Origin of the sequence: Pseudomonas sp. NPDC087185 (assembly GCF_044744955.1) — a bacterium.
GTDB lineage: Bacteria > Pseudomonadota > Gammaproteobacteria > Pseudomonadales > Pseudomonadaceae > Aquipseudomonas.
In genome coordinates this window covers 309,318-333,486 of record NZ_JBIUZK010000004.1, presented here as the reverse complement: position 1 = coordinate 333,486, position 24,169 = coordinate 309,318, and the positions used below count along the sequence as shown (strand labels likewise).

22 protein-coding genes are annotated in these 24,169 nt (G+C 65.6%); 14 read left to right on the top strand and 8 right to left on the bottom strand.

Going from position 1 to position 24,169, the window contains the following annotated elements; genetic code table 11:
• Window positions 1-34: 34 nt before the first annotated feature.
• The 6 genes from ACIPIJ_RS16095 to fliF form a co-directional block, all read right to left on the bottom strand.
• Window positions 35-1,228: a flagellar hook-length control protein FliK gene (locus tag ACIPIJ_RS16095; protein WP_401078206.1), complete on the bottom strand. Its 1,194-nt coding sequence runs from the start codon at window positions 1,226-1,228 to the stop codon at window positions 35-37.
• A gap of 77 nt (window positions 1,229-1,305) precedes the next feature.
• Entirely contained in the window at window positions 1,306-1,773 is a 468-nt protein-coding gene (fliJ, locus tag ACIPIJ_RS16090; protein WP_401078203.1) for a flagellar export protein FliJ, read from the bottom strand.
• 30 nt (window positions 1,774-1,803) lie between these two features.
• A complete protein-coding gene (fliI, locus tag ACIPIJ_RS16085; protein ID WP_401078200.1) occupies window positions 1,804-3,192 on the bottom strand; it encodes a flagellar protein export ATPase FliI in 1,389 nt (462 codons plus the stop codon).
• On the bottom strand, window positions 3,189-3,902 hold the full coding sequence (locus tag ACIPIJ_RS16080) for a flagellar assembly protein FliH (RefSeq protein ID WP_401078198.1): 714 nt from the start codon (window positions 3,900-3,902) through the stop codon (window positions 3,189-3,191). The genes fliI and ACIPIJ_RS16080 overlap by 4 nt, the downstream gene beginning before the upstream one ends.
• Entirely contained in the window at window positions 3,895-4,893 is a 999-nt protein-coding gene (gene fliG, locus ACIPIJ_RS16075) for a flagellar motor switch protein FliG (RefSeq protein ID WP_401078195.1), read from the bottom strand. The genes ACIPIJ_RS16080 and fliG overlap by 8 nt, the downstream gene beginning before the upstream one ends.
• On the bottom strand, window positions 4,886-6,595 hold the full coding sequence (gene fliF / locus ACIPIJ_RS16070; RefSeq protein ID WP_401078192.1) for a flagellar basal-body MS-ring/collar protein FliF: 1,710 nt from the start codon (window positions 6,593-6,595) through the stop codon (window positions 4,886-4,888). Before fliF ends, fliG begins: the two co-directional genes overlap by 8 nt.
• 249 nt (window positions 6,596-6,844) lie before the next feature.
• On the opposite strand from fliF, the gene fliE reads away from it, so the two are divergent.
• From fliE to ACIPIJ_RS16010, 12 genes are all read left to right on the top strand, one after another.
• Window positions 6,845-7,162 carry a flagellar hook-basal body complex protein FliE gene (fliE, locus tag ACIPIJ_RS16065; RefSeq protein ID WP_401078189.1) on the top strand — a complete coding sequence of 106 codons (318 nt, stop codon included), beginning with the start codon at window positions 6,845-6,847 and terminating at the stop codon, window positions 7,160-7,162.
• Window positions 7,163-7,257: 95 nt separating this feature from the next.
• Window positions 7,258-8,652 carry a flagellar filament capping protein FliD gene (gene fliD, locus ACIPIJ_RS16060; RefSeq protein ID WP_401078187.1) on the top strand — a complete coding sequence of 465 codons (1,395 nt, stop codon included), beginning with the start codon at window positions 7,258-7,260 and terminating at the stop codon, window positions 8,650-8,652.
• A 24-nt stretch (window positions 8,653-8,676) separates the two neighbouring features.
• The gene (gene fliS / locus ACIPIJ_RS16055) at window positions 8,677-9,078 is read left to right on the top strand and encodes a flagellar export chaperone FliS (RefSeq protein ID WP_401078184.1); all 402 of its coding nucleotides are present in this window, start codon (window positions 8,677-8,679) and stop codon (window positions 9,076-9,078) included.
• Between the two features lie 2 nt (window positions 9,079-9,080).
• Entirely contained in the window at window positions 9,081-9,446 is a 366-nt protein-coding gene (locus ACIPIJ_RS16050; RefSeq protein WP_401078181.1) for a flagellar protein FliT, read from the top strand.
• Window positions 9,447-9,766: 320 nt separating this feature from the next.
• Window positions 9,767-10,102, top strand: coding sequence for a flagellar transcriptional regulator FlhD (gene flhD, locus ACIPIJ_RS16045; RefSeq protein ID WP_401078178.1), 336 nt, complete (start codon window positions 9,767-9,769; stop codon window positions 10,100-10,102).
• 3 nt (window positions 10,103-10,105) lie between these two features.
• Window positions 10,106-10,672, top strand: a complete 567-nt coding sequence (flhC, locus tag ACIPIJ_RS16040; protein WP_401078175.1) for a flagellar transcriptional regulator FlhC — start codon at window positions 10,106-10,108, stop codon at window positions 10,670-10,672.
• A gap of 95 nt (window positions 10,673-10,767) precedes the next feature.
• The gene (gene motA / locus ACIPIJ_RS16035; RefSeq protein ID WP_401078172.1) at window positions 10,768-11,646 is read left to right on the top strand and encodes a flagellar motor stator protein MotA; all 879 of its coding nucleotides are present in this window, start codon (window positions 10,768-10,770) and stop codon (window positions 11,644-11,646) included.
• On the top strand, window positions 11,643-12,518 hold the full coding sequence (gene motB, locus ACIPIJ_RS16030) for a flagellar motor protein MotB (protein WP_401078169.1): 876 nt from the start codon (window positions 11,643-11,645) through the stop codon (window positions 12,516-12,518). The genes motA and motB overlap by 4 nt, the downstream gene beginning before the upstream one ends.
• 150 nt (window positions 12,519-12,668) lie before the next feature.
• Window positions 12,669-13,838, top strand: a complete 1,170-nt coding sequence (gene flhB / locus ACIPIJ_RS16025) for a flagellar biosynthesis protein FlhB (RefSeq protein ID WP_401078166.1) — start codon at window positions 12,669-12,671, stop codon at window positions 13,836-13,838.
• Window positions 13,835-15,940: a flagellar biosynthesis protein FlhA gene (gene flhA, locus ACIPIJ_RS16020; protein ID WP_401078163.1), complete on the top strand. Its 2,106-nt coding sequence runs from the start codon at window positions 13,835-13,837 to the stop codon at window positions 15,938-15,940. Before flhB ends, flhA begins: the two co-directional genes overlap by 4 nt.
• A 150-nt stretch (window positions 15,941-16,090) precedes the next feature.
• Window positions 16,091-16,783, top strand: a complete 693-nt coding sequence (locus tag ACIPIJ_RS16015; RefSeq protein WP_401078160.1) for an RNA polymerase sigma factor FliA — start codon at window positions 16,091-16,093, stop codon at window positions 16,781-16,783.
• 26 nt (window positions 16,784-16,809) lie between these two features.
• Window positions 16,810-18,132: a UDP-glucose dehydrogenase family protein gene (locus ACIPIJ_RS16010; RefSeq protein WP_401078157.1), complete on the top strand. Its 1,323-nt coding sequence runs from the start codon at window positions 16,810-16,812 to the stop codon at window positions 18,130-18,132.
• Here the strand turns inward: ACIPIJ_RS16010 and ACIPIJ_RS16005 are convergent.
• On the bottom strand, window positions 18,108-20,870 hold the full coding sequence (locus ACIPIJ_RS16005) for a tetratricopeptide repeat protein (protein WP_401078154.1): 2,763 nt from the start codon (window positions 20,868-20,870) through the stop codon (window positions 18,108-18,110). The two genes, ACIPIJ_RS16010 and ACIPIJ_RS16005, sit on opposite strands and share 25 nt — an antisense overlap.
• A gap of 160 nt (window positions 20,871-21,030) precedes the next feature.
• The gene (locus tag ACIPIJ_RS16000; RefSeq protein ID WP_401078151.1) at window positions 21,031-22,083 is read right to left on the bottom strand and encodes a flagellin; all 1,053 of its coding nucleotides are present in this window, start codon (window positions 22,081-22,083) and stop codon (window positions 21,031-21,033) included.
• A 282-nt stretch (window positions 22,084-22,365) separates the two neighbouring features.
• On the opposite strand from ACIPIJ_RS16000, the gene ACIPIJ_RS15995 reads away from it, so the two are divergent.
• Both ACIPIJ_RS15995 and ACIPIJ_RS15990 read left to right on the top strand, forming a co-directional pair.
• Window positions 22,366-23,190: a motility protein A gene (locus ACIPIJ_RS15995; protein WP_401078148.1), complete on the top strand. Its 825-nt coding sequence runs from the start codon at window positions 22,366-22,368 to the stop codon at window positions 23,188-23,190.
• On the top strand, window positions 23,187-24,059 hold the full coding sequence (locus tag ACIPIJ_RS15990; RefSeq protein ID WP_401078145.1) for a flagellar motor protein MotB: 873 nt from the start codon (window positions 23,187-23,189) through the stop codon (window positions 24,057-24,059). The genes ACIPIJ_RS15995 and ACIPIJ_RS15990 overlap by 4 nt, the downstream gene beginning before the upstream one ends.
• Window positions 24,060-24,169: the final 110 nt, after the last annotated feature.

Here is a 24,169-nt window from a genome sequence, read left to right as displayed (position 1 = left end):
TTTAGGGCGCCAACTTGCGGCTTTGCCTGGCGCCTCACAGGTACAGGTCGACCCCGCCACCGACGCTGACGGCCTGCACCACCGGCGTCGGCGCGCTGGCCTGCGCCAGCTGCTGCCGGCGGGCCTCGCCACTGCTGCCTGGTGACTCACGCCGCGGCTGCTCACCCGCGGCCTGGCGCGATGCCCCGTCGTTGACCGAGGTTTCGCCCAGGCTCAGGCCCTGCGCCGCCAGCGCGCCCTGCAACTGTGGCAGCGCCTGTTCCACCGCTGCCCGCACGGACGCGTGGGCCGAGTGGAACTGCGCCTGGATGCCGCTCTCGCTGACATTGAGGCTGATCGACAAGGGCCCCAGGTCGGCAGGATGCAGCTGCAGGTCGACCTGCTGCTCGCCGCGCCGGACCATGCCGAGCACCTGCTGGCCGAGGTCGGCCTGCCAGGTATCGCTGCCCACCGTCGCAGTGATCGCTGTGGTCACGCCCTCGGCGCCCGTGTTGGCGGTGCCTTGCGCCAGGGCAGGCGTCAAGGTGGCAAGGGTGAAAGGCGCGGTGGGGCTCAAGGCCACAGCTGGCGGGGCTTGGCCATCGACGATGACGTTGCCCGCGCCTTGCGCGAGTGCTTCGGTCGCCTTTGCGAACTCGGCTGGAGTGTCCATGGCCGGCTCTGCCTCCAGGCTGACGCCATCGGGGGTGGTTTCCAGCCACTGCAGCGCACTGGCCTCAGGGTCGACGCCAGAGGCCGGCTGTGCGTTGAGCACCGGTGCCTGCGCCCAGGCCACCGCAGGTTGAGCAGCAAGCACGCCAGCGGCCAGCTGGCCGGCAGTGTCGATCAGGTCAAGGCGCTGACGGATCGCCTCTAACGCATCATCGGGCTGCTGTGTGTCGTCATCGGCGGCATCTGTTTCCTCCTTGCTCACCTGCGTCGCGGCAACCGGAACGTTGATATCCAGCGGATCAACTTCACCCTCGTCAACGTGCGCCTTGTCGTCGACGGCCGCTTCAGGTGGCGCCTGCACTTCAGCCTGTGGCGGCTCGATCGCAGCCTCGACAGCAGTCGCTGCCGGGCCGCTCTGCAGCACAATCGCGGCATTCTCGGGCGTCGCGGCAAGGCTGGCGGTGCGCGTGGAGGGCATGGGTTCGGCAGTGGCGACAGGGGGCGCCGGCTCGGGCACAGCCTCGCGGGTTTGCGCCTGCTGCAAGGCAGCCCCGAACGCCTGCGTGTCGCTGTCCACGACACGGTCACCTGCTGGGGCCTGAGCAGGGGCCGCAGCCACAGGGGAAAGGGCGGTGATGATGTCCATGGGCGTGTTCAGAATCCACTGTCGAGGGGTGAGGCAAATTGCCCGGCCTGGCGCGCGCGCCCGGCCAGTTCATCGGTACGCCGCTGCTCGGCGCGCCCGGCAAGCAGGCGCCCTTGCGCCAGGCGCCGGGCCAGCAAGGCTTCCAGCGCACTGACCTTGCGCCAAGCCTGCCGCCAGGTGTCCTGGTGCTGGGCCAGCTGAGTGCGATGGCGGGCCAGGTTGCCCTCGGCCCGCTCGATGGCGCCCTCCAGCGACTTGATGAAGCCGCGGTAGTTGGCCAGGGTGGACGGGCTCATGCCGGCACCGGCCAGTTCCTGCTGCAGGCCTTGGCGATATTCGCGCTGGTACTGGTCCAGCAGGCGCAGCTGTTCGGTCATCTGCTGTTCGGCACGGCGGCTCTGCGCCAGCGCGCTGGCGGCCGTTTCGCGGGTGCGCTCGGTGAGCTCGATCAGCAGCTGGAGCGACTCATGGGCCATGGGTGGGTGCCTGCGTAGACGGGTTGAAGGTCATTTGCCAGGGAACAGCAGGTTGAGCCCGGCGAGGGTGTCCTGCATCGAGGTGCGCTCGTGGGTCTGCTGCTGCAGGAAACGTTCGATATGCGGGTACAGGGTCACGGCGCGGTCGAGCTGGGTATCGTGCCCCGGCGCATAGGCACCGACGCTGATCAGGTCACGGTTGCGCTGGTAGCGCGACACGGCCTGCTTGAGCTTTTGCGCCTTGCGCTGCTGCGGCTCGCTGACGATCGCGCTCATCGCACGGCTGATCGACGCTTCGATATCGATCGCCGGGTAATGGCCAGCCTCCGCCAGCTGGCGCGACAGCACCAGGTGGCCGTCGAGAATCGCCCGCGCCGAATCGGCAATCGGGTCCTGCTGGTCATCGCCCTCGCTGAGCACGGTGTAGAAAGCGGTGATCGAGCCACCGCCGCGCGGGCCGTTACCGGCGCGCTCGACCAGCTTCGGCAGCTTGGCGAACACCGACGGCGGGTACCCCTTGGTCGCCGGCGGCTCGCCGAGAGCCAGGGCGATCTCGCGCTGGGCCATCGCGTAGCGGGTCAGTGAATCCATAATCAGCAACACGTCCTTGCCCTGGTCGCGGAAGTCTTCGGCCAGGCGGGTCGCATACAGTGCCCCCTGCAAGCGCTGCAGCGGCGAAGCATCGGCTGGCGCGGCCACCACCACCGAGCGGCGCAGCCCGTCTTCGCCGAGAATATTGTCGATGAAGTCTTGCACTTCACGGCCACGCTCACCGATCAGGCCGACCACCACCACGTCGGCCTGGGTGTAACGCGCCATCATGCCCAGCAGCACCGATTTGCCCACCCCGGAGCCGGCGAACAGGCCCAGGCGCTGGCCCCTGCCGACACTCAACAAGGCATTGATGGCGCGGATGCCGACATCGATCTGCTGCTCGATCGGCGCGCGCTGCAGCGGGTTGATCGGCTGGCCGTGCAAGCTGGCACGTTGCGTAGCCGGCAGCGCACCCTTGCCGTCCAGGGGGTTGCCGCTGCTGTCCAGCACCCTCCCGAGCAGCGCCATGCCCAACGGCACCGGGCGCACGCCATCGCTGGCGCCCGGCTCGTCGGCCAGGGCGAAGAACCGCGCCCCCGATTGCAGCCCGTGGATTTCTTCGAGAGGCATGAGGTACAGCACGTCGCCGGCAAAGCCGATCACCTCGGCCTCGGCGTAGTCGGCCGCTGCCCCGCTGCTGGCGGGGCTCAGCTCGATACGGCAGGCCGCCCCCAACGGCAGGCGCAGGCCGACCGCCTCCAGGACAATGCCGGTGGCACGCACGATGCGCCCACTGCGGCGGTAGTCGGGCACCCGCATGGCGTCACTGGCCAGCGCCTGCAGCCCTCGGCCCCAGCGCCGCAGGTGCGGGTTGTCGGCGATCATGGCGCGGCGTCCGGCGCGCTGCTCAGTGCGTCGAGCAGCCACTGGCCGTTGCGCTCGAACAGGTCCTGGCGGGTCTGGCGTGTAGCGTCCAGCTCTGCCGTCGCGCTCGTCACACGGCAACCGCCTGGCAGCATGGCCGGGTCTGCCTGCAGGTTCCAGCCGGCGGCATCCAGTTCGTCGCCCAGGCAGCGCTGCACCCAGGGCAGGTCATCGGGGTTCAGGGCAAGCGCCGGCTTACCGGTGAGCACGGGCTCGCAGGCAAGCATCTCGCGCACCAGCACCTGCACCTGTTCAGGCTGCACCGCCAGTACCTTGCCAGCCAGGCGCCCGGCCAGGTCGATGGCAACCTGGCCCAGCTGTCCAGCGACCAAGCCATCCACCTGGCGCAATGCCTCATCGAAGCTCAGGCACAGCGCCCGCAAGGGCTCCAAAACCTCGCGGGCCTGCTGGCGCAATGCTTCGTCAGCCGCTGCCCGGCCCTCGGCCAGCCCTTGCGCATGCCCCAGCGCTTTGCCCTCGGCATGGCCCGCCTGCCGGGCTTCGGCCACCGTTTGCTCACGCAGCTGCTGCAACGCCAGGCGTTGCTCGAGTGCACGCTTGCGCGCCAGTTCGCGACGGGCGGCGCCAGGTTCCACGGCGGCTGGCACATCGCTGCCCAAGGGCGCCATGTGCCACGGCTGCCAGTGCCCCGGCGGCATCGGCTCAGACATAAGCGTCATCACCCCGCGCGGTCACCATGTCGCCGGTTTCGGAAAGGCGGCGCACCACCTGCAGGATCGACTTCTGCTCGGTTTCGATCTGCGACATGCGGATCGGCCCGCGCGCTTCCATGTCCTCGCGGAACAGCGTGGAAGCCCGTTGCGACATGTTGCGCAGGAAGCGATCGAGCAACGGCGCCGAGGCGCCCTTAAGGGCCACGGCCAGCGAATTGCTGTCGATGTTCTGCAGCAGCGTCTGGATGCTGCGGTCGTCGACCTCGGCGAGGTTCTCGAACAGGAACATCTCGTCGAGGGTCTTCTGCGCAAGGTCCGCGCTGTAGTTGCGCAGGTTGTCGATGGCAGAGGTTTCCTGGCTGGAGGCCATCAGGTTGAGTATCTCCGCTGCCGCCTTCACCCCGCCCATCTTGCTGCGTTTGAGGCTCTGGCCATCGAGCATGCCGCCGAGCACTTCGGTCAGTTCGTGCAGCGCCACCGGTTGCACGCCGCTGAAGGTGGCGATGCGCAGGATGATGTCGTTGCGCAGGCGCTCGGACAGCAACTGCAGGATCGCCGAGGCCTGGTGGCGCTCCAGGTGCACGAGGATGGTGGCGACGATCTGCGGGTGTTCGTCGCGGATCATCTCCGCCACCATCTGCGCTTCCATCAGGTTGAGCTTGTCGATGCCGGAGACGGTATTGGAGGTTTCCAGGATATCGTCGATCAGGCTGGCGGCACGTTCGCTGCCCAGTGCCTTGGTCAGCACCGCGCGGATATGGTCGCTGCTTTGGATATTGATGGCCGCGTACTGTTCGGTCTCGTCCATGAAGTCCGCCAGTACCTGGCGCATCTCCTCGTGCGAGACCTGGCTGAGCCCGGCCATTTCGCGGCTGATGTTCTCCACCTCCGGCCCCGGCAGAAACTTGAACACCTCGGCCGCGCTGTCGGCATCCAGCGACAGCAGCAAGATGGCGCTGCGGCGGGCCCCACTGATCTTGTTAGTCATTGTTCTTCATCCAACCGCGCACGATCATCGCGACCAGGCGCGGGTCTTCGATGGCCAGCTGTTTCAGGCTTTCCATGTTCTGTTCATAAAGCGCCGACTTGCGTGGCAGCGCCGGGCGGGATACGTCGCTGCCGGTGAGCAGTGCGTCAGCTGAGGTTTTCGCCGGCATCAGCTCACGGTCATGCTCGGACAGGTCCATCAGCTGGTTGTCCCGGGCTTGCTTGGCGCGGCGCTGCATCGGCTTGATCACCCGCTGCCAGAGCACGAAGGCGACAATGGCCACCAGCAGGTAACGCAGCAGGCTCATGCCCAGGTTGTAGGCCTCGGGCGTACGCCACCACGGCAGCTCGCCGGCTTCCACGCTTTCGTCGACGAAGGGGCTGTTGATCACCTGCAAGGTGTCACCCCGGCTTTCGGTGTAGCCCATGGCCTGGCGCACCAGGTCGTTGATGCCGGCCAACTCCTCCTTGCTCAACGGCTCGGTGGTGGCGGCGCCGTCCTTGACCACCGTGCGGTAGTTGACCACCACGGCGGCGGTCAGGCGCTGCAGGTTGCCCAGGCTCGACTTGACGTGCTCGACATCACGGTCGACCTCGTAGTTGACCATGCGCTCGCTCTGCAGCGACTTGCCAGGCTCGCCGCCGGTGCTAGCGGCGGTGTTGCCAGCGGTTGCCGAGGCAGGCGCGGTGGCGCGGGTCGGGGCGGGGGTATTGGGCGGCGAGTTGGTCAGCGCACCGGGCACCCCGCGCCCGGCGTCACTGCCTTGCAACAGGCGCTCGGAGGTCTGCTGGCTGCGCACCGAAGCGGCTTTCGCTTCCTGGTTGGGGGCATAGCGCTCGGCCGTGCTCTCACGGGTCGAGAAGTCCATCTGTGCAACCACCCGGGCATGCACGTTACGGCTACCCAGCAGTGGCGCGAGGATTTCCTCGATGCGCCGCTGGTACGTGCGCTCCACCTCGCCCACGTACTCCAGCTTGGAATCGTCGAGCCCGTCGCTGGCATGGCTGCGCGACAGCAGGTGGCCGCTCTGGTCGACCACCGTCACACCGTCCACCGCCAGCTCAGGCACGCTGGAAGTGACCAGGTGGATGATCGCGCTGACCTGGCCCTGGCCCAGCTCGCGGCCCGGCTGCAGGGTCAATGTGACCGAGGCGCGGGCGGCTTCGCGATCGCGGGCGAATACCGAGTCCTTGGCCATCACCAGGTGCACCCGGGCATGGGCAACCGGCCCGAGTGATTCGATGGTACGCGCCAGCTCACCTTCAAGGCCGCGTTGGTAATTGAGGTGTTCAGCGAACTGGCTGATGCCGAAGGCTTGCTTGTCGAGCAGCTCGAAGCCGACGCTGCCCGCTTTCGGCAGGCCTTGTTCGGCCAGCTGCAGGCGCAGGGCATTCATGCGCTCGGCAGGCACCAGGATGGTATGGCCGCCCTCCCCCAGCCGGTAAGGCACGCCACGTTTGTCCAGTTCACCGATGACCTGGCCGCCGTCGGCTTCGCCCAGGTTGGAGAACAGCACCCGGTATTCCGGCTCCTGCGCCCACAGTAACAAGCCCACCACCACAGCCACTGCTGCGGCGCCGGCGAGCATCAGCGGCAGCAGCGGGCGGCCGCGCAGCATGGCGGTCAACGCGTCCAGAGAGGGCACCGGCGTTGCGATCGGCAGGTTCTTTTTTGTGCCCTTGGCCTGGGCAGCAGTAGTCACGAACACCTCGAAACGGGGGTTCTGGCCGGAAAGAAGGGCATTACGGAGTCCGCTGGCAATGGTAATCGACCCGCGGTCCGTCGGCCGGTTGGCAAAGGGGCCCAGGCGGGATTGGCTCAGCGTCATTGTCGCCAAGCCGCCAGCCGGCAAAGGGCAGAAAAGCCGGTTGTTTTGCGGCCAATTGGGCAGATTCGTACCGGCCCATGCTTGTTAACCTGCGCGCATTCACCTGCCACGAGCCCCTGCGCCATGACCACCCAAGCTATCGCCGACGCCTTGCAACAGTTGAGCAGCCTCGCCGAACAGGCGCAGGGCAGCGCCAGCAACCGGGTCGGCCAGGCCGCCGACAGCTTCGCCGGGGAGTTGCAGGTGTCGCTGCAACGCATCAATCAATTGCAGCAAACCGCCAGCAGCCAGACCAACGCATTTCAGGCAGGCAGCACCGAGGTGTCGCTGGTCGATGTGATGGCCGACTCGCAGAAGGCCAGCGTCGCCTTCCAGATGGGCGTGCAGGTGCGTAACCGCCTGCTCACTGCTTATAAGGATGTGATGGCCATGCAGGTCTGAGAACTGCGTCACAAAAATACAGGCAATGCCCTTAAAGATGCAGTTTCCGCAGGCCGATGTTGCGCCCAGACGCGCACTTCAGGACGGACCAGCACATGACCACCACCAGCTCCACCGCATCCATCACCAGCCTGGGCGTAGGCTCGGGGCTTGACCTGGATAGCATCCTGGAAAGCCTGGAAGAGTCGAAGACCACCAGCCTGCTGGACCCGATCACCGCCCAGGAAGAATCGGTCGAAGCCGAGATTTCGGCCTATGGCACGCTGACCAGCGCACTCGACACGCTGCAGTCGGCTGCCGAAGCCCTGGCCGACGCCAGCCTGTACGATTCGCTCAGCACCAGCCTCTCGGGCAGTGGCGTGGCGGTAACCACCGGCAGCGAGACCGTGGCCGGCACCTACAGCATCGAAGTGACGCAGCTGGCCCAGGCACAGAGCCTGGCCACCGACGGCATCAGCGACACCAGCACGGCCCTGGGCACCGGCACCCTGACCCTGCAGGCCGGCAGCGGCGACGCGGTGTCGATCACCCTCGACAGCAGCAACAACACCCTGGCAGGCCTGCGCGATGCCATCAATGCTGCAGACGCCGGCATCACCGCGACCCTCGTCAGCGACGGCAGCGACAGCCCTTACCGCCTGGTGCTGACGTCCAACAGCACCGGCACCGACGCTGGCATGACGGTCAGCTACAGCAGCAGCGACAGCAGCGACCTGGCCTCGTCGCTATTCGGCTATGCCGACGGCTCGGGCAACATGACCGAGACAGTGGCGGCACAGAATGCCGAGCTGACCATCAACGGTATCACCGTCACCAGCCAGAGCAACACGGTGGAAGAAGCCCTGCAGGGCGTCACCCTGACCCTGAGCGACACCGGCAGCGCGCAGACGCTGACCATCAAGCGCGACACCGACAAGATCGAGAGCGCCATCACCGCCTTCGTCGACGCCTACAACGATTTCGTCACCACGGTGGACGAACTTACCGCCTACGACGCCGACGCCGGCACCAGCGGCGAGCTGCTGGGTGACTCCACCACCCGCCGCATCAGCACTGAACTTGCCAGCGACATCTATACGCAGATGGGCAGCGGCACGTTCAGCTACCTCTCGCAGCTGGGCATCGGGCTGGAGTCCGACGGCACCCTGGCGATCGATGAAGACACCCTGGCCAGCGCCTTGGAAGACAACCTCGACGCGGTGTCCGAGTTTTTCATCGGCAGCGATGGCAGCTCCGGTTTCATCAGCCGCATGACCGAAGACCTGGACAACTACCTGGACGAAGATACCGGGCTGATTCCGGCCAAGACCGACAGCCTGGACAACAAGCTCGACCAGCTCGAAGAACGCTACGAAGAAAAGCAGGCGCTGATCGATTCCGAGATGGAGCGCTGGCGTGAACAGTTCACCGAACTCGACACGCTGATCTCGACGCTGAACTCGACCGCCGATTACCTCACCGAACAATTCGAGGCCCTCAACAGTGATTAATGCCCCCGCGACGGAGCACGCCGGATGATGTCGTCCTTTGATGCCAGCGCCTATGCCAGGGTCGGCCTGGAGAGCGCCATCCTGGCCGCGTCGCCGCACCAGCGCATCACCCTGCTGTTCGACCAGTACCAGGCCTCGCTGCGCCTGGCCAGGCTGCACCTGCAGGCGGGCAACATCCCTGAGAAGGGCAAGGCGATCACCCGTGCGATCAATATCGTCACGCAAGGGCTGCGCGCCTCGCTCGACGTGCAACAAGGTGGCGACATCGCCCTGCAACTGGACGAACTTTATGACTTTGTCGTGCGCCTGCTGTTACGCGCCAACCTTGAGAACAACGAAGAATCGCTGAATGCCGCGGCAAAGCTCTTGGGCACTATCGCCTCGGCTTGGATCGCCATCGGCCCGCAAACCGAGGATCAACGGTAGTTATGCTGCAAGCACAAGTGATCGCTGCCTACGAAGGGCTGCTTGAGCAATCGCGACGCATGCTGACGTGCGCCGAGAATGCCGATTGGGAGGGTATTTTCGCACTCAAGTCGCAAGGCCTTATCGATGCAGCCAGCCTGCGCCGGGCGGAAAGCCAGGCCGAACTGGATGAAGCCGGGCAACTACGCAAACTTGAACTGATCACTGAAATAGTTGCGCTGGATAATCAAGTGAGCCGGTATCTACAGGCCCGGCAAAACCACCTGGGTGAACTTATGCAAGTGGGCCGGCAAAAAAGCGATCTCGATAATGCGTACCGCGTCACAGGCGGCCAGGTGATATCGTTGAGCCATCGCTTGTACCAGTAGGTACATTCCGCCATCATAAGCAAGCTAACTAATACAACTGTTGCGTGTAAAAATCAGTGCCTTGAAGAGCACGAAAAAATAACCGGGAAAAGTCTGCCCCTATCTGTTATCGGACGACCCGCTTGATAGTTTAGGAAAAATTTCTCGATGCTCCAAAACGGAGCACAACACGGCTCAACACATTGATAGGCCGTAGAAAAACAGGCCACCCCTACGCTCACAACAGCGGCCTCGAACCTCTTCGAGGCCGCTGCAAGCGTGGTTGGCAATGGGCTTTACGGTGTATCGGGGCATAGCAACTATTGAAGGAGGGGAGAACGGTGCCGCACACCAATAGCTACCTTGCAGACATTCAGGAACTCAACCTTTCCTATTTGCTGCTGGCGCAGAACTTGTTGCGCAAAGATCGCGAAATCGCGATTTTTCGCCTGAAACTCAGCGAGAACATGGCGGACTTGCTGACCGGCCTGAGCAGCAAGCAGATGACCCAGTTGTCGCGGATCAACCAACTGATCTGCCGGCCCATCTTCGAAGAAGCCGATCATATTTCCAGAGCCCTGGACAACTCACGCGAACTGGGCATGGTCGAAATCCACACCTCCCTGCTGATGGCGGCTGCCAACCGTTCGGATGGCATGCTCAGCAGCGGCGTCTGAAGCATGTCGGAGAAAAGTCTGGTCACCGAGATGCAGCAGGTACAGCTGGCCATCGAGCTGATCCAACTGGGGGCGCGCCTGCAGGTGGTGGAGACGGAAACGTCGCTCACCCGCGGGCGGCTCATCCGTTTGTACAAGGAAGTACGCGGCGCCCCGCCACCCAAAGGCATGCTGCCTTTTTCCACAGACTGGTTCGTGACCTGGCTGCCGAACATCCATTCCTCATTGTTCTACACCACCTACCGCAGCATGCTGCAGATCGGCGGCCACCGCATCGATGCCTTCATCAAGGCCTACCGGCTGTACATGGAGCATGCCAGCGATGCAGACGGCGAGCGGGTGCTGGGGCTGACCCGGGCCTGGACGCTGGTACGCTTCGTCGAAAACGGCATGCTCGAACAGATCCGTTGCTCGTGCTGCTCAGGTGAGTTCATCACCCATTCGTACTCACCCACGCAGAACTACGTCTGCGGCATCTGCCAGCCGCCGTCACGCGCGGGCAAGACCTTGAAACGCCGCGAGGTCGAACCGCAAACCCTCGAAAGCCTGCGCCCGATCAGCCAGCGCTGAACGGGCTTTACGCCTTCCCTAGCAAGTTCTTTCAAGTCGCCCCTTGGCGTTGCCGATCTTCAGCGGTCTTTTACTGGAACCTGAGGAGCGGCGACGTGCTCATTTTGTTAGGTCTATTCGTGGCACTGGCTTCGGCACTGGGCGGCTTTGTGCTGTCCGGCGGCAGCCTGGGGCCGCTGTATCAACCCACCGAGTTGCTGATGATCGTCGGCGCTGCGCTGGGCGCCTTCATCGCTGCCAACAATGGCAAGGCGATCCGCGCCACGGTCGGTGCCATCTCGACCTTCAAGCGCAGCACCGGCTACGACAAGGCGTTCTACCTCGACCTGCTGGGCATGCTCTACCACCTGCTGAACAAGGCGCGGCGCGAAAGCCTGCTGGCCATCGAGCGGGACATCGACGACCCGCAGCAGAGCCCGGTGTTTTCCCAGTACCCGCAATTGCTCGCCGACCCTTTGCTGCTCAACTTCACCATCGACTACCTGCGCCTGCTCATCAGCCTGTCGCTGCAGGCCCATGAACTCGACGAGTTGATGCAGCACGAGATCGAAGAATTCGAGAACGAGGCCCATCTGCCTGCCGATGCCCTGTACAAGATCAGCGATGGGCTGCCGGCCTTCGGCATCGTTGCCGCGGTGCTCGGGGTGGTCAAGGCACTGAGTGCGGTCAACGTCGGCCCCGACCTGATGGGGCAAATGATCGCCCACGCCCTGGTCGGCACCTTCCTCGGCATCTACCTGGCCTACGGCGTCGTCGCGCCACTGGCCAGCCGTATCGAGCGGCAGGCGGCCGAGGCCACCAAGATGCTGCACTGCCTGCGCGTGACCTTGCTGGCGCATGTCAAAGGTATCCCCCCGCAGCTGGCGGTGGAGTTCGGGCGCAAGGCACTGCACAGCGAGGAAAGGCCCACTGCCGATGAGCTGGAGAACCACGTGCGCGGGGGGGCCGGCCAGCCGAGCCCGGCAACGGCATGAGCGACCAACCGATCATCATCCGGCGCCGCAAGAAGCCCGCCAGGGGGCACCATGGCGGTGCCTGGAAAATCGCCTTCGCCGACTTCATGACTGCGCTGATGGCGCTGTTCCTGGTGCTGTGGGTGCTGTCCAATGCCGGCAAGGGCGACAAGGACGCTATCGCCGAATACTTCAGCACACCGTTGCTGGTCGCCCTGAGCAACGGCGACAAGAATTCCGCCAGCACCAGCGCGATACCCGGCGGCGGTACCGACGCCAGCCTGTCCGAAGGTGAAATGGCCCGCAAGGCGAGGCGCCCGACCCGCTGGTCGAGCGAAGAGCGGCGCCACCTGCAAGCGCTCAAGCAGCGCCTTGAAAACGCCGTGGAGCACGACCCCAAGTTGCGCGAGCTGAAGCAGCAGATCGCCATCGAGCTGAGCCCCGAAGGCCTGCGCGTGCAGCTGCTGGATACCGACAACCGGCCCATGTTCGAGCTGGGCAGCGCCAGGGTCGCGCCGTACATGAGCCAGGTGCTGCGCACCTTCGCGCCGGTGCTCAACGAGCTGCGCAACCGCATCCAGATCAGCGGCCATACCGACAGCCATCCCTATCCGGGCGGCGAGGCCACCTACAGCAACTGGGACCTGTCTGCCGACCGCGCCAAGGCCTCACGCCAGGAACTGGTGGCCGGCGGGCTGGACCCGGAAAAACTGTTGCGGGTCTCCGGCATGTCCGACCGCATCCGCGTGCCCGGCGCAGGCCCCTACGACGCGGCCAACCGGCGCATCGAGATCATCGTGCTCGACAGCCAGGTCGCCGCACGCATCCTCAACCAGGACGAATACGGCACCCAGCCGCTGCCCGCCGAGCAGCCCGGGCAAACGCCACAATAGCGCGGCATTACAACGGTTTTTCGCGGGTTAGCCGCGCCTGCCCGTTGCCCACAATAGCCCCCCTGCCTAATGCCCTTCGGGGCCGCTTTGCGGCCCCTGATCAGGCATTCCCCCTGCCCCGCCCGGGTGCGTGAAGCTGCCTGGAGAACCATGGCCGAAACCAGCAGAGAAGACCGGACGGAAGCGGCAACGCCACGCCGCATCGAGAAGGCCCGCGAAGAGGGCCAGATTGCCCGCTCCCGCGAGTTGAGCACCTTCATCATGCTGCTGGCCGGTGTCGGCGGGCTATGGAGCATGGGCGGCCAGCTGTACGACCGCCTGGGCGGCATCGTCGAGCAGGCGCTGCTGTTCGACCGCGCCCAGTTGTTCGACCCGGCGCGCATGCTCAGCACATTCACCGCGCTGGGCAGCTCGGCCCTGTTGGCGCTGGTGCCATTCTTCGCGCTGATGCTGCTCGCCGCCGTGGCGGCACCGACCTTGCTCGGCGGGCTGGTGATCACCCTGGCGGCGGCGCGCCCGCGTTTTTCCCGGCTCAACCCAGCCAGCGGCTTGGCCCGGCTGTTCTCCGTGCAAGTGCTGGTGGAGCTGGCCAAGGCCATCGCCAAGGCGGCACTGATCGGCACGGTGCTGTACCTGTTTCTGCATGCCCATATCGGCCAGTTGCTGGGCCTGCCCAAGCTGCCGCCGCAACAGGCGCTGGTGACGCTGATGGCGCTGACCGCCAAGGCCTGTGCAATCTGCGTGGGCGCACTGGTTCTGGTGGTCGGCATCGACACCCCTTACCAGCTGTGGACCTACGCGAAGAACCTGCGCATGTCCAAGGAAGAGGTGCGCCAGGAACACAAGAATTCCGACGGCGACCCGCACGTCAAGGCACGCATCCGCCGCCTGCAGCAGGCCCGCGCGCGCCGGCGGATGATGAGCAAGGTGCCCAAGGCCGACGTGGTGGTCACCAACCCCAGCCATTTCGCCGTGGCCCTCAGCTACCGCAAGGACAAGGACGCTGCCCCGCGGGTGATCGCCAAGGGCGCCGATGCCGTGGCCCTGCGTATCCGCGAGCTGGCCCAGGAGCACGCACTGCCGGTCCTCGAGGCGCCGCCACTGGCCCGTGCGCTGTATTTCCACGTGGACCTCGACAAGCAGATCCCCGCCGAACTGTACACCGTTGTTGCCGAGGTGGTGGCCTGGGCCATCCGCCTAAAGCGCGTCAGTGAACAGGGCGGCCCCATGCCCCCCGTTCCGGTCAACCTCGACGTGCCAGAAGGCATGGACACGCCGGGCCGCCGCACTCCCCCACCCGAGGACCCCCAGACCCCATGAAAGGCCTGACCGCCCTGCTGCGTCGCGACAACTGGCCCATCGGCGCCGACTTCAAGATCATGACTGGCCCGGTGCTGATCGTGCTCATCCTGTCGATGATGATCCTGCCGCTGCCGAGCTTCATCCTCGACCTGCTGTTCACCTTCAACATCGCCCTGGCGATCATGGTGCTGATCGTCAGCATGCTCACCGAGAAGCCGCTGGACTTCTCCGCGTTCCCCTCGGTGCTGCTGTTCACCACCCTGCTGCGCCTGTCGCTGAACGTGGCCTCGACGCGGATCATCCTGATGCACGGGCATACCGGCACCGACGCTGCCGGCAAGGTCATCGAGGCCTTCGGCGAGTTTCTGGTGGGCGGCAACTTCGCCGTGGGCCTGGCGCTGTTCATGATCCTGGTGACCATCAACTTCATGGTCATCACCAAGGGTGCCGGGCGCATCGCCGAAGTCGGCGCGCGCTTTACCCTGGACTCGATGCCCGGCAAGCAGATGGCCATCGACGCCGACCTCAACGCCGGCCTGATCGGCGAGCCGGAAGCCCGCAAGCGCCGTCGGGAAGTCGCCCAGGAAGCGGACTTTTTCGGCTCCATGGACGGTGCCAGCAAGTTCGTCCGCGGCGATGCCGTGGCCGGCCTGGTGATCATGGCCGTGTGCGTGGTCGGTGGCCTGGCCATCGGCCTGCTGCAGCACGACATGAGCTTTGCCGACGCCGCGCACACCTACACCATGCTGACCATCGGTGACGGCCTGGTGGCGCAGATCCCCGGCCTGGTGATCTCCATCGCCGCCGGTGTCATGGTGTCGCGGGTGAACACCGAAGAAGACGTCAGCCGGCAGATGATCGGGCAACTGTTCAGCCGCCCGAAGACGCTGATGATGACCGCTGGGGTGATGGGCTTGCTCGGCCTGGTGCCCGGCATGCCCAACCTGGTGTTCCTGCTGCTGACCGCCTTGCTCGGCGGCCTGGGCTGGTGGTTCTGGCGGGCCGAGCAACAGGCCGAGCAATCACCCGCGCAAGCCGCCCTGCCAAAACCCGCGGCGCAGAGCAGCGAAGCGAGCTGGGATGACGTGAAGCTGGTCGACACCCTGAGCCTGCGTGTAGGCCATCGGCTGATCCCGCTGGTCGATATGCGCCAGCAGGGCGAGCTGAGCACCCGCATCAAGAGCCTGCGCAAGAAGTTCGCCCAGGATGTCGGCTTTCTGCCGCCCGTGGTGCACGTGCGCGACAACCTCGAACTGTCGCCCAACACCTACATCATCAGCCTCAAAGGCGTCGAAGTCGGGCGCGGCGAGATCTACCCGGGCAAATGGCTGGCGATCAACCCCGGCAAGGTCACCGGGCAACTGGACGGTAAAGAGGCGGTGGACCCGGCCTTCGGCCTGCCGGCAATCTGGATCGAGCAAAACCTGCGCGAGCATGGGCAGATCTACGGTTACACCGTGGTCGATGCCAGCACGGTGGCCGCCACGCACCTCAACCACCTGCTGCACCAGCACGCCAAGGACATGCTCGGGCGCAGCGAGGTGCAGAAGATGCTCGACAAGCTGGGCGGCGACGGCAAGGGGCTGGTCGAGGAAGTGGTGCCCAAGCTGCTGACCCTGACCCAGCTGCAGCGCGTCCTGCAGAACCTGCTGGAAGAAAACGTGCCCATCCGCGACCTGCGCACCATCCTCGACACTCTCGCCGAGCATGCTGGCGCACAGCAACCTGCGGATATCGCCGAGCTGACCGCCTTGGTGCGCGTGGCCCTGGGCCGCTCCATCGTCAATCAGTACTACGCCAACAAGCCCGAGCTGCGGGTCATGGGCCTGGACTTCAACCTGGAGCAGGTGGTGATGCAGGCGGTCGGCAACGGCGGCGCGCTGGAACCCAGCCTGGCCGACACCCTGATGAAAGAAACCACTCTGGCCCTGAAACGCCAGGAGCTGGGCAACGACCCCGCCGTGCTGGTGGTGCCCAATCGCCTGCGCCTGGTGTTGTCACGCTTCTTGCGGCGGCGCCTGCGCCAGCTAACGGTCATCGCCCTGAACGAAGTGCCCGATGACCGCACGCTGCGCATCACCAGCATCATCGGCGCCGCCGGTGGGGCAAGCGCCGGTTAAGGGGCGAATAACCCCGCAAGCATGGGGTTGTTCGGGGCTTAGCTGCCCACCCCCTGCGCCGATAATCCCGACCCTACCCCTTGGGCAGCGCGCGGCTTGTGATGGCCGCGGATGCCTGATCGCCACACTTGTTCTGCACAGGCACGCACGATGTATACGGCACAAGGCAAGATGCACCAGCAGGAGCTGCTCCAGCAGTACTTGCCCTTGGTCAAGCGGCATGCACTGAACCTCAAGACCAAGCTGCCGCCCGGCTTCGATCTGGAGGACCTGATCCAGGCGGGCAGCATCGGCCTGCTCGATGCCCTGACCCGCTACGACCAGGAATTGGGCATCCCCTTCGGCACCTTTGCCGCCCACCGCATCCGCGGGGCGATGATCGACGAGCTGCGCACCCGTGACTGGGCCCCGCGCCGGGTCAGGCGCCACGCCCGGCTGATGGAGGAAACCCTGTACCGCCTGGAACAGAGCCTTGGCCGCGCACCCAGCGAGCGCGAGATCGCCGCCGCCATGGGCATGTCCCTGGCCGAGTACCAGCAGCTGCTGGCGGACATCAACGGCAGCCACATGCTGCCCATGGACCAGGTCAGCGAAGACTACCTGGCCAGCCACGCGTCACAGGGCAGCAACCCGCTCAACGCACTGCTCGAAGAGCGCAACCGCAGCGGCTTGATCCGCGCCATCGACCACCTGCCCGAGCGCGAACGGCTGCTGATGGTGCTGTATTACCAAGAGAAACTGAACATGCGCGAGATCGGCCTGGCGCTGGAGATCAGCGAGTCGCGGGTCTGCCAACTGCACAGCCTGGCCATCACCCGGCTGCAAGCAGCGCTCATGGGCTGAGCCCCGCCCCGGACTGTAGGAAAGCCATGAAGATCAGTGTGTTTGGTTCAGGTTACGTAGGGCTAGTGGCGAGCGCCTGCCTGGCCGATGTCGGCCACGACGTGATGTGCATGGACATCGACCCGCAGCGCATCGCCAGGCTCCAGGCCGGCGAAGTGCCGATCCATGAACCTGGCCTGGGCCTGCTGATCGAGGCCAACCTGCGCGCCAGGCGCTTGCACTTCAGCAGCGGTGCCGCACAGGCCGTCGCCTTCGCCGACATGCTGTTCATCGCAGTCGGCACGCCGCCCGACGAAGACGGCGCGGCCGACCTGCAGTATGTGCTGGCGGTGGCCAGGGACATCGGCCGCTACATGCACGGCTACAAGGTGGTGGTGGGCAAGTCCACGGTGCCCGTCGGCACCGGCGAGAACGTTCGCGCCAGCATCGCTGCCGAGCTGGCCGCACGCGGCCTGACGCTGCCCTTTGACGTCTGCTCCAACCCCGAATTCCTCAAGGAAGGGGCGGCCATCGAAGACTTCACCCGTGGCGCCCGCATCGTCGTGGGCACCGACTCCGAACAGGTCAAGCGCCTGATGCGCGAGTGCTACGCGCCCTACAACCGCCACCACGACAAGCTGATGTTCATGAGCCTGCGCGCGGCCGAGCTGACCAAGTACGCCGCCAACGCCATGCTGGCGACCAAGATCAGCTTCATGAACGAAATGGCCAACCTGGCCGAACATCTTCAGGTCGATATCGAGGAGGTTCGCCACGGTATCGGCAGTGATCCGCGCATCGGCTACGACTTCATCTACCCAGGCTGCGGCTACGGCGGCTCGTGCTTCCCCAAGGACCTCCAGGCATTGAGCCGCAGCGCCAGTGAGGTCGGCTACGACCCCCAGTTGCTCAACGCGGTCGAGGCGATCAACCAGCGGCAGAAAGCCTCGCTGTTCAGGAAGCTGCAGCAGGCTCTGAACGGCGAGGTGCAGGGCAAGACCATCGCCGTGTGGGGCCTGGCATTCAAACCCGACACCGACGACATGCGCGCGGCGCCCAGCCGCGAGCTGATGGAGGCGCTGTGGGCAAGCGGCGCGCGGGTGCAGGCCTATGATCCCGAGGCGATGGCGGAGTGCCGACGCCTTTATGGAGAGCGTGATGACTTGCTGCTGGCCGGGGACCGGACCCAGGCAGTAGAGGGGGCCGACGCCCTGGTCATCTGCACCGAGTGGAAGGCCTTTCGCAGCGTCGACTTCCACTGGCTGCGCCAGCAGTTGCGCACCGCCGTGGTCATCGACGGGCGCAATCTTTACGACCCCTACGCCGCAGCCAGCGCCGGCCTGACCTATCGGGCCATTGGCCGGGGCTGACAATGGCGCAGGTAGCCCTGCGCAACTTCATCGCCCAGCCCGCGCAACAGATGCACGGCCACATCCTTGGCGTCATAGACCGTATGCAGCAGGAACGCCAGCTTGCGCCGCTGGTTCTCGGACAGCGCCGCCATGCGTTGGGCGTTGGGCAGGAACAGCGCGTCGGCGTACACCAGTTGTGACGCCGTGAGCCCGGCGCAGTCGGCATCCTGCGCGGCAAACCGGCGGGACTGCTGGTTGTGCAGCCGGCACAGGCTGAAGCCGAGCAACGCCAGGCGCTGGGTAACCGCGGCGATGTCCGGTTGGCCTTCGTGGGTCGGCGTGAAGGTGATGCGCGCCTGCACCAACAAGGTGTTGGCCAGCGTCCGCGTGCCGTGGTCGAGGGTTGCGAGGCTGTCGTTGAGGTTGTCGAGCAGCAGCCAGTCCACCGTGCCCAGGCCCTCGATGGCATCCAGCCGCAGCGTCGGCAGCGGCAAGCGGGCAAGTACCTGCGAAGGCTGCAGCTCACCCAGCGCGGCCAGTGGTTCCAGCGTGGCGCTGAACGCTGGGTCCAGGCAGGCGCGCAGGGTCACCGCCTGGCCATCGCCCAAGGCGCTGTTCGGGTAGTAATGCAATTCGCCCAGCTGTGCCAGCTGCTCGGCATTGCCGATGCGACACGCCGGGTCGAAGGCGATGGTCGACAGTACGCCCATGCGCTGCAACGCGACGAAGCGTGGCGACGCCAGCAAGGTGGCGCCATGGTCCAGCGTGACGATGCGCCCCTGGAACCTGAAGCTGAAACCCTCGTCCGCCACGGGCGCTGCGGGGTGGGTGAGCGCGACGGCATCGGCCTCGCCTTCGAAAAAAGCCTGGCCCTGCTTGTCGAGCGTCAGCGCCGCGGCAGCTTTGCCTGCGCAATGGCGCTGCCAGATGGCCCGCAGGGCACTGCTCAGGTGGCCGGCAAAGCGCTGGCTGTCGCACACCGGTGAGTTCATCAACACCCCGCGCAGCAGACCGCGGATGGTCGTAAGGCTGCCCAAATCGCCGGCCAGGCCGGCTGCGCGCTGCCGGTACTGCTCCCAGCTATCGACCACCAGCTCGGGCAGCCCAGCATTGACCAGGTGCGTGGCGCTATGCCGGCCGGCGAAGGTCGGGCCGGGCAAGGTCACCACCGGCACGCCCATCAACAGCGCTTCACACGTGGTCAGGCCACCGGAGTAAGGCCAGGGATCGAGGGCGATATCGACCCGGCTGTAGCTTTCCAGCAGGGCCTTGTGGCCCACCGGCCCCTCCACCTGCAAACGCTCGGGCGCGATGCCCTGCTCGCCCAGCACATCCTGCACATGCTGGCGCAGCTGCGGGTTGGCGAAGGCACTGCCCTTGAGCAGCAGCCGCGAATCGGGCACCGCATGCAGCAGCTCGGCCCAGCGCGCCAGCAGTTCGTCGTTGATCTTGGTCGGGTTGTTGAAGCAGCCGAAGGTGACGAAACCGTTGGCCAGGGCTGGCAGAGGCCCGACATCCGGCGTGTAGGGCGGTGGGTCGTAGCAGATGTAGTCGTCGGGCAGGCGGATCAGCTTTTCGGTGTAGAACGCATCGTCACCTGGCGGCGATTCGATGGCGTCGCTGAGCAGGTAGTCGATGGCATCGAGCCCGGTGGTATTGATCAGCCCGCCGACCCACTTCACCAGCAGCGGCGCTGGCTGCAACGCCATGCAGCCCATGCGGTTGCCGGCGTTGTGGCCGCTGAGGTCGATGAGGATGTCGATGCGGTCGTCGCGGATCTGCTGCGCCAGGAGCGGGTCGTCCATGTGCTTGATGGCGCGCCAGCCTTGCACACGTGCGCGAATCCGCCGGGTCAGGTGGTCGCTGACCTGGCTGCTGCTGTAGGCGAACAGCTGGAACGCGTGGCTGGGCAAACGCTCCAGCACGGCGACGATCATGTTGCCCACCGGGTGTTGGCGCAGGCCGTCGGACACCAACCCCACGCGCAGCTCCTTGTCTGGCGCAAGGTCGGCCATCTGCGGGCGAGGCGGTACCACGGCGGGCCCGAAGCGCGACTGCCATTGCTTGCACACCTGGAAGATGTACTCGCGGCTGCTGTGCGGGTCGTAATGCAAGGTGGTCAGGCGGTTGGAGTAAGGCAGCACGTCACGCCGCCCGGCCAGCTCGATGGCACGCCTGTAATGCTGGTCCGCCCGCACCAGCTGGCCGATGTCCTTGTACAGGTTGGCCAGGTTGTTCCAATGGCTGTAGTCCTTCGGCTCGCGCTGGACCAGTGCCTCGAACACCGTGATGGCTTCGCCATGACGGTCGAGCCGGCCGAGGATCAGCCCTTTTCTGGCCAGCATGTGGCCATTCTCGGGCTGAACAGCCAATGCCTGCTCGATGTGCTGCAGCGCCTGCTTGAAGCGGCCCTTCTCGAAATGCAGCGTGGCCAGGCGCTGGTGCGCTGGAGTGAAGTGCGGGGCCAGGGCCAGCGCTTGCGCAGCCAGCGTTTCGGCGCGCTCGCTGTCGCCCAGTTTCTGCGCGGCCTTGGCCACCAGTTCCAGGGCGTTCGGGTCGTGCGGCAGCAGCTGCAGGGCCTGCTCGAAACTGGCGAGGGCCTGTTCGGGCTCGACGGCCAGTTGCAGGTTGCCAAGCGCTTGCCAGGCACCGGCGTCATCCGGGCGCCGCTGACACGTACGTCGCGCCTGGGCGAGATCGACAGGGGCCTGCTGGGGACGGGGTTTTGGCGTGCGCGCGCGCTGGAGCTTGGGCATGAAGAACGGCCTTGTGGCGGAGGGACTCTAGCGTGAATGCTATCCCTGTGCCGGCCAGGTCAAAGCCCGGAGAAGGCGCTGAATCAAGAGGGTTTCAACGACATTGCCGGCACTTGCCCGGCAAATCGGAGCGCGGCATTGCGCCGCGCTCCAGGCTGCATTACTGCAGCAGCGACAGCATCTGCTGCGGCATCGAGTTGGCCTGCGACAGCACCGAGGTACCGGCCTGCTGCAGGATCTGCGCGCTGGTCATGGCCGACACTTCGGTGGCGTAGTCCACGTCCTGGATGCCGGAGCGGGCGGACGTCAGGTTGGTCACCGTGGTGGAAATGTTGGTGATCGCCGAGTCGAAGCGGTTCTGGATCGCACCCAGGTCCGAACGCATGGAGTCGATGGTGTTCAGTGCGTTGTCCAGCGACGTCAGGGTGTTGGTGGACTTCTTGGTCACCGCGTTGTCGGTGTCGATGGTAATGGTCGCGGTGGTGGTGGAGCCACTGGTGGTGGTGTCCACTTCGGCCGCGTAGGTCTTGCCGCCAACAGTCAGGAAGTAGTTGCCATCGGCGTCCTGCGACAGGGTACCGCCGCTGACGGTGGTGCCCGAGCTGTCGACGTAGCTGGTGTTGGTGGACGTGATCGCGGTGCCCGAATCGTCGGTCAGGGTGGTGGCGGTCAGGGTGGTGTCGTAGCCGTTGACGTTGAAGTCGCCCAGGCCCAGGGTTTCGGCATTGATTTCGCTGAGCGAGATCTCGATGGTTTCACCGTCGTTGGCGCCCACCTGGATGCTGATGGTCTGGTCTTTGGCCAGTACCGAAACGCCGTTGAACGAGGTCTGCTCGGAGATACGGTCGATCTCGTCCAGGCGCTGGGTGATTTCATCCTGGATCGATTGCAGGTCGGACTGCGAGTTGGTGCCGTTGGCCGCCTGCACCGCCAGTTCACGGATACGCTGCAGGTTGTCGTTGACCTGGTCCAGCGCGCCTTCGGTGGTCTGCGCCAGCGAAATACCGTCGCTGGCGTTGCTGCTCGCCTGCTCAAGGCCGGTGATCTGCGAGCTCATCCGGTTGGCGATGGCCTGGCCGGCGGCGTCGTCGGAAGCGCTGTTGATTTTCAGGCCCGAAGACAGGCGTTCGATCGAGGTGCTCAGGCTGCTTTCCGACGAGCTGAGGTTCTGCTGGGCGATAAGCGAGGTGATGTTGGTATTGATCACAGACATCTTGAAGTTCCTTTCGTGGTTGGGCACGGGTGACAAACACAGGTCCGGCGCTCTGCACGCTCAGCGCCGTTGTCTTGCTGACAGCGCGAACATCGGCGCCCGCAAAACCCACCTTTAGCGCCACGGCAAAAAAAATTTGCCCACCCCATCGCGCGCCGCCGCACGCCCGGTCACTCAAGCTGAACGGCAAAAGTGCCTGTATTAGCGCCTTTGCCCGCGCCACGCTGGCGCTATAAAGCTGCCCATCATTGTCTACGGCCGGGTGCCGTCAACGGAGTGCCCATGAACCCCTCGACCCTGGTCGGCCTGCTCGCCAGCCTGCTCCTGCTGACCGTCCTGCTGTTGTTCACCGCGCAGCAACCCTCGCTGCTCATCGACCTGCCGGGCCTTGGCGTCGTCGTGCTGGGCACCTTCGCCGCCACCTGCATCAGCTACCCGATGGCCGAGGTGCGGCGTGTGCCCGGCCTGCTGGCGGCGGTGATGCGCAACGAGCGCGAGCGCACCGAGCAGGACATCGACGACCTGGTCAACCTCGCCCGCCGCTGGCTGGATGGCGACAGCCGCGCCGTGGAAAATGCCCTGGCGCAGGTGCGCAACCCGTTCATCTGCCACGGCGTGCAGCTAATGGTCGACCAGGTGCCCGAAGAGGACATCGTCGAACTCATGCAATGGCGGATTGCCCGGCTGCGCGCCAAGGAGCGCGCGCAGGCGCAGGTCTTCCGCGCCATGGCCAGCTACGCACCGGCCTTCGGCATGCTCGGCACGTTGGTCGGGCTGGTGAACATGGTCTTCGTGCTCGGCGACGGCGACCTGGGCAGCGTCGGCCGGCAGATGGCCCTGAGCCTGACCACCACCTTGTACGGCGTGCTGCTGGCCAACCTGTTGTGCAAGCCCGTGGCGGTCAAGCTGGAGCGCCGCACGGAACGGCGCGTGGTGATCATGAACATGATCCTGCAAGGCATCTCGATGATGGCCCGAAAACGCAGCCCGGGGCTGATGCGCGAGACGCTCAAGGCGCTGGTCGCGCACTACCACGATGAGCTGCAGGACGACGGCCCCCGCCCTGCCCGCAAGCCGCTGTCGCTGGCCTGGCGCAAACGCCCATGACGCCCGCCACCTCGCCCAGCAGCCTGGCCGACAACCGTCACTGGCTGGCGCACCAGCGCGCCCTGGAAACCGAGCTGGCCAAGGCCCGCGAGCGCCAGTGCAACCTCAAACGCACGGCAGCGGCCCCGGACTGGCTGGACGCCCCGGCGCAGGAGCCGGACAGCGAAGGCTGGATGCTGACCTACCTGGACCTGATGACCCTGCTGCTGGTCATGGTGCTGGCCATGCTTGCCCAGGCGATGATCAGCCACCACCCTGCGCCCGAAACCCCGATGAAGCCGATGGCGGCCTTCGATATCGCCAGCCTGACGCAGGTCGAGCCACCCGGCGCGTTGTTGCGTGTGCCGCCACGCGTTGTCGAAGCGGTGCCTGTGGCGCCGGCGATCGCCGAAGCGCCTGCTGTCGAGGAGGCACCGGCTGCTGCGCCACCCGAAGCCGACCCGTTGGCAGAGCTGCCTGTGGACCAACTGGGCAGTGATGTCGAAGTCATCCGCAATGAGCGCAGCGTGAGCTTTCGTATCGACAGCAGCATCCTGTTCCCGTCCGGCCAGACCGACCTCGACCCCAAGGGCATGCAGGTCCTGCAGCGCCTGGCACGGGTGCTGAACACCGTGCCGCACCGCATTACCGTCGCCGGGCACACCGATACCCGGACCATCCGCAACGCGCACTACCCGTCCAACTGGGAATTGTCGGGAGCCAGGGCCAGCAGCGTGGTGCGTTACCTGCAGCAGCAAGGCATCGCAGCTGACCGGCTGAGCGCCGTTGGCCTGGCCGGCACCCAGCCTTTGGGTGACAACACCCGTGCCGAGGGGCGCGCGAGAAACCGCCGGGTCGAGCTGACGCTGGAGCAGCGACAGTCGCCGTGAAGGCCTGAGCGGGGAAAAACGCAGAAGCACTTTTTCCCACCAGGCGGGGGTGTCGCTCACTATGCTTCAACCAGCCGCAGGAAGCGGCCCCCTTCTGGCGACAACGGAGT

What these genes read in the sequence shown, in the direction of transcription:
- fliJ (WP_401078203.1), bottom strand. Translation starts at nt 1,773, where the DNA reads ATGGCCCATGAGTCGCTCCAGCTGCTGATCGAGCTCACCGAGCGCACC.
- fliI (WP_401078200.1), bottom strand. Translation starts at nt 3,192, where the DNA reads ATGATCGCCGACAACCCGCACCTGCGGCGCTGGGGCCGAGGGCTGCAG.
- ACIPIJ_RS16080 (WP_401078198.1), bottom strand. Translation starts at nt 3,902, where the DNA reads ATGTCTGAGCCGATGCCGCCGGGGCACTGGCAGCCGTGGCACATGGCG.
- fliG (WP_401078195.1), bottom strand. Translation starts at nt 4,893, where the DNA reads ATGACTAACAAGATCAGTGGGGCCCGCCGCAGCGCCATCTTGCTGCTG.
- fliE (WP_401078189.1), top strand. Translation starts at nt 6,845, where the DNA reads ATGACCACCCAAGCTATCGCCGACGCCTTGCAACAGTTGAGCAGCCTC.
- fliD (WP_401078187.1), top strand. Translation starts at nt 7,258, where the DNA reads ATGACCACCACCAGCTCCACCGCATCCATCACCAGCCTGGGCGTAGGC.
- fliS (WP_401078184.1), top strand. Translation starts at nt 8,677, where the DNA reads ATGATGTCGTCCTTTGATGCCAGCGCCTATGCCAGGGTCGGCCTGGAG.
- ACIPIJ_RS16050 (WP_401078181.1), top strand. Translation starts at nt 9,081, where the DNA reads ATGCTGCAAGCACAAGTGATCGCTGCCTACGAAGGGCTGCTTGAGCAA.
- flhC (WP_401078175.1), top strand. Translation starts at nt 10,106, where the DNA reads ATGTCGGAGAAAAGTCTGGTCACCGAGATGCAGCAGGTACAGCTGGCC.
- motB (WP_401078169.1), top strand. Translation starts at nt 11,643, where the DNA reads ATGAGCGACCAACCGATCATCATCCGGCGCCGCAAGAAGCCCGCCAGG.
- flhB (WP_401078166.1), top strand. Translation starts at nt 12,669, where the DNA reads ATGGCCGAAACCAGCAGAGAAGACCGGACGGAAGCGGCAACGCCACGC.
- flhA (WP_401078163.1), top strand. Translation starts at nt 13,835, where the DNA reads ATGAAAGGCCTGACCGCCCTGCTGCGTCGCGACAACTGGCCCATCGGC.
- ACIPIJ_RS16015 (WP_401078160.1), top strand. Translation starts at nt 16,091, where the DNA reads ATGTATACGGCACAAGGCAAGATGCACCAGCAGGAGCTGCTCCAGCAG.
- ACIPIJ_RS16010 (WP_401078157.1), top strand. Translation starts at nt 16,810, where the DNA reads ATGAAGATCAGTGTGTTTGGTTCAGGTTACGTAGGGCTAGTGGCGAGC.
- ACIPIJ_RS16005 (WP_401078154.1), bottom strand. Translation starts at nt 20,870, where the DNA reads ATGCCCAAGCTCCAGCGCGCGCGCACGCCAAAACCCCGTCCCCAGCAG.
- ACIPIJ_RS16000 (WP_401078151.1), bottom strand. Translation starts at nt 22,083, where the DNA reads ATGTCTGTGATCAATACCAACATCACCTCGCTTATCGCCCAGCAGAAC.
- ACIPIJ_RS15995 (WP_401078148.1), top strand. Translation starts at nt 22,366, where the DNA reads ATGAACCCCTCGACCCTGGTCGGCCTGCTCGCCAGCCTGCTCCTGCTG.
- ACIPIJ_RS15990 (WP_401078145.1), top strand. Translation starts at nt 23,187, where the DNA reads ATGACGCCCGCCACCTCGCCCAGCAGCCTGGCCGACAACCGTCACTGG.